Below are 3,704 nucleotides of genomic sequence, written 5' to 3'. Positions count from 1 at the left end.
ATGGCGATGAGCCATGGTGCTGCATCAACCTGTCGATCCACTTACATGTAATCGAGCGGATGCTGCGGCCGGGCCGGCGCCCATGGAGCAGGGCGCCCAAATCTCCATGCGAACCAAGTACCGACGTTGCAGTCAGCACCTTTAGCCATCTCCTGGCAGCGCGTTCAGACCAGATACTCGTGATAGCTGATGAGCGTTCCCATGTTCTTGTCTGCCTCAGTCTGGAAGCTCGCGGGATCGTACTGGCCCAACAGGCTGATATTGGCGGTATGAACTCCGTCAGTCACCGAAAGGATTCCTCCAGTGCCGGCCTGATTTGCGACATAGCTAGCGGTCGTGCCGTCCCCGAATGCGACGCCGAGGAGATCCAGGTGGTCATCTCCGTCGAACCCGGACACGATTCCGCTGAAGTCGAAGGAGTCATGGAGCACGATTGTCCCGGTCGCTGCGGCATCTAGCGCAACATGCGCAGATGAAGCCGCTCCGAACTCGATCGTAGCCACGCCATCCATCAGTACGGTGCCGCTGCCGCTTACACTGCCATTGAGAGTGACGTTGGCTCCATGCGCCCACAGCAATCCTGAATTGTCCACGCTGCTGTCGATGACCAGACCGCCGCTGCCGCTGGCCGCAATCGTTCCGGAATTGACGACGCTGTTGCTACCGGTGTCAATCTCGAGTGCGTTGGTGCCCGTCGCGATGATTGTACCTTGGTTGACAAGGATCATAGTGCCTTCGCCAAGCTGTCCGCTTCCCGAAATGGTGTTGTCGATGTTGGTCAGCGTCACGTCGGAAACAGCTCCACTGACAGTGTTCCCGCTATTGTCGGACAACAGCACCTGACCGCCACCTTCAAGCAGAATGCCGTGCCCAACAAGCTGGAGGTCGGTCTCGGCGCCCGTCGAGTTCAACGAGATCGTGCCCGTATTGTGGATGTTGCCGGATAACGGCAGCAATGCGCCGTTGCCGATTGTCATTGTGCCTGAATTGTCGACCATGGGCTTGAAGTCGAATACGAAGTCGTCCGCTGCGAGCGAGCCGGCATCGACGCCATCCAGAGTGATCGTTTGACCGTCGGCCAGCGCAATGACGGCATTGCCGTCGTTGTCGGTAGACAGATGCGTTTGGACGTCGGCGAACGTCTTGAAGCTGGCGTAGCCGATCAGGTCGATCTGATCATGCGCAATCTCGAAATTATAGATGACGTCGTGTCCGATCGGCTGTGAGAATACAAGCAGATCGCTGCCGCCTGACGCTGTGAGATAATCGTTGCCGGAAATGGCGACGATGGCGGAGCCCGCTGCAAAAGCTTCAACGTTGTCGGCGAATGTCTCGATTACAGCCGAGCCATCTGGCTGCATCCAGGTCACGGTCACGTCGAGGTGCAATGCTCCGGCGAAATCGACCGGCGATGTCACCATTAGCGAGCTGACGTCAGTCGTCTCGATCGTCCAGTTGCCATCGGGGAGCAGCATCCCACCATTCAATGTCCAGCCTGCGGGCACGCTGCCGACAGTGACGGTGGCGATTTGACCCTGATGAGCGGGCGAGTCCGTCAGGCCGAGATTGATAGGCTGGCCCGACACGCCCGCAGGAGCAAGCGCCGTTCCAAACCCAAAATCCGCCGCGCTGAAACTACCGGTTATGCTCGCCAGCGTGGTCAGGTTGTCCAAATCGGCGACGAGTGTCGCGCCGCCTGCGACGCTCGGATTGGGATCGTAGTAAACTTGCGCGTGGCCCACTGTCGAGTTGTGGAATACAAATAGGGCTCCTGTGGTGATGTTGGAGAAACTGTTGATCGTTGATTGAACTGTCGCCGTCGTCACGGATGCGTCTGTCTTGATGCCGACCTCCGTGTTGGCGAGATTTAACGCAGCGTTGTTGCCCGTCCTGACGTTTTCAACGGTCGTATCGACATCACCAATGACGAACCGCCCGGCGGTTACCGTAAATTCCAGCTTATCCCCTGAGGTGTTGAAGTCGGTGATGTGGTCACCTGCGTCGGTGACAGCGAGATAGGCGAAGGTATCGTTCCCACCTCCACCGGTCAGCGCATCTGCGCCACCACCACCCACGATCCTGTCCGCGCCAGTGCCTGCGCCACCGTTGATCGTGTCGTTACTTGAACCGCCCTTGAGGGTATCATCACCGCCGTTTCCAGAACTGCCCATGATGACGAACGATCCAGACGTGACTGCGCCAGCATCTACGACCAGGTCGCCGTTACCCGTGATGCCGGATCCGTCAATCGTAAGCGTTCCTCCATTTTGGAATGTCGAAAGGAATGTCAGGGTGTCGGTGTGATTTCCGCTGTTGCCGTCACTTAAGACGATTGTTTCGAAGTTCTTCAGGCCAATGCTCCCTGCACCATCGCCGAAAGTGAAAGGCCCCAGACCACCACCACTGACCGCGAGAGTGTCCGTACCGCTTCCCCCGGTCAGCATGTCGCCGTTGTTCAGCGTTAGGGGAGATTGCGTGCCGGTCACAGTATTGGTGCCCGATACATAGGAGACGGTATCGGTGCCGGTCGTGAGAGCGAAGGGGCTGGGGCTCGTGACTGAAATTGTCACCGTATCCACATCGGTCAATGCCCCACCCGCTCCGGTGTGGCCATTGTCGCTTGTCGCCATGGTCAGAGTGCTAGTTCCGGCAAAATTCGATGTCGGAACGTAATTGACCGTCGAGGTCAGGGTGGAATTGATGGCGCTGACTGTTCCGGTCAGCGTCACCGTCGACGTTCCGCTGCCGTTGATCCCTGCGGTACCTCCTGAAACGGTCAAGGTGCCGTTGGTTACCGACAACGTGACCGTTTCGCTGGCGCCGTCCGAGTCGGCATCGGAGATGCCAAGTCCCGTGATCGCCTTTGTCGTGTTGATGTTCGTCGTCTGGGCACCCGGAACCGTATTCACCGGCGCGTCGTTGACCGGAATGACCGTGACTGTCGCATTCACGATATTGCTGGCGTGGCTGGCCGTCTGGCCGTCGTCAACCTGGTAGCTGATGGTGCGGGTCGCGCCCGACGGATCGTCGCCCGAGTTCGAATATGTCACGGAGCGCAGGGCCGCCTGGTAGTTCGCCACACTCGACGACCCCGTCAGGGTCAGCACCCCAGTGCTGGCGTTATAGCTGCCGGTGATGCCGTTCTGATTGGTAAAACCGAGCACATCCTGGCCGAAGGCGAAGTTGCCTGTGATCGAGACCGTCGCGCCGGTCAGATTCGCGCTGTCAAGGTCCGACACCAACAGCGCCGTATCGATCGCGGTCGCCGCCTGACCCTCGGTGTAGGACATTGAACCGCCATTGGCGTCCAACACCGCCGCGTCGTTGCTGCCGGNNTCCTGCACCTGCTGGCCGGCGGTGAGTTCGTCATGCGCGCCATTGCCGATGTAGCTCCAGGCGCCGTCGGCATCGACGCTGAAGTCGCCATAGGTCCCGTGCGCATTGCTCTGCGCCACGACATGAGCTTCGCCGCTGTCGGGATCCACAATCGTCAATAGGCCGCTCGTGTTCAGTGCGGCGGCGGCATTGCCCTCAGTGACGGACTTCGAGTCCGATGAGACTGTCGCCGCGTCATTGCTGCCGGTGATGGTGACCGTCACCGTGCCGGAAGCGGTGCCGTCCTGGCTGGCCACCGTGAACTGATCCTGCACCTGCTGGCCGGCGGTGAGCTCGTCATGCGCGCCGTTGCCGGCGTAGCTCCAGGC

Annotated in this window: 1 protein-coding gene; it reads right to left on the bottom strand. The window is 59.6% G+C overall.

The window, feature by feature from the left end; all coding sequences use genetic code 11:
- Positions 1–164 precede the first annotated feature (164 nt).
- The coding region (locus tag AABA86_RS33380) for a beta strand repeat-containing protein (RefSeq protein ID WP_338309764.1) at positions 165–3,704 on the bottom strand (3,540 nt) is incomplete at its 5' end.

Origin of the sequence: Bradyrhizobium sp. TM233 (assembly GCF_036247965.1) — a bacterium.
In the GTDB taxonomy this organism is placed as follows: Bacteria; Pseudomonadota; Alphaproteobacteria; order Rhizobiales; family Xanthobacteraceae; genus Bradyrhizobium; species Bradyrhizobium ottawaense.
The sequence above is the reverse complement of the archived record's forward strand: the minus strand, read 5'-3'. Positions and strand labels throughout refer to the sequence as shown.